Here is an 895-nt window from a genome sequence, read left to right on the forward strand (position 1 = left end):
GCCCCCTCTGCGGTGGAATGATCTGACCCCATAAAGTTGGACAGTTAGTTAAGCAGTTTTTATAAACTGGTTTCTATATTGTACAGGGGATAAACCTTGTAGCTTTACCTTGATTCTCTCATGATTATAATAATGAATGTATTCTCGTATAGTTTTCCCTAATTCATCAATTGATTGAAATTTTTCACCATGAAAGCACTCCGATTTTAATATTCCAAAGAAGCTTTCTATTACAGCATTATCTAAGCAATTTCCTTTACGAGACATACTTTGAATTAAACCATGTTGCTTTAATTGCTGTTGGTAATGAGCCATTTGATATTGCCATCCTTGATCTGAATGGAGAATTGGTTTCTCATGTCGCTTAAGTTTAGCTAAAGCATGAATGAGCATATCTTTCACTAACTCATAATTGAGTTTACGTTGGATTCGGAAGGTAATAATTTCCCCATTAAATAAATCTATAATTGGTGATAGATAAAGTTTTCACCATTAACATTAAATTCCGTCACATCAGTTGCCCATTTTTGGTTGGGATGGTTCGCTTTAAATTGCCGTTGCATAATGTTATCGGCCACCGTCCCGACCCAACCACTTTTATATGAGCGATATTTTAGTGCTCTGATACGTGATTTAAGTCCCATGGTTTTCATAAGGCGATATACACATTTATGGTTGATTATTATTCCTGTACTTTTCAGGGCAAGAGTAATTCTACGATAGCCATAGCATCCCTTATGCTTGTGATATATGGACTTGATCTGCTGTTTTAACTCAGTATATTTATCATTAGAGCGTACAGCTTTCATGTGATAGAAATAAGTACTACGAGCAATCTTGGCAATACTGAGTAAGAGCTTTAATGGATAAATTTGCCTTAATTCTGAAATAACTT

The 895-nt window shown here is 35.1% G+C and carries 1 pseudogene; it reads right to left on the reverse strand.

The window, feature by feature from the left end:
• Nucleotides 1-48 precede the first annotated feature (48 nt).
• Nucleotides 49-895: pseudogene (locus ACH8JV_RS19480) on the reverse strand (IS3 family transposase); the annotation flags it as partial.

The sequence above is a fragment of the Acinetobacter sp. ABJ_C5_2 genome, from assembly GCF_044538485.1.
GTDB classification, from domain to species: Bacteria; Pseudomonadota; Gammaproteobacteria; order Pseudomonadales; family Moraxellaceae; genus Acinetobacter; species Acinetobacter nosocomialis_A.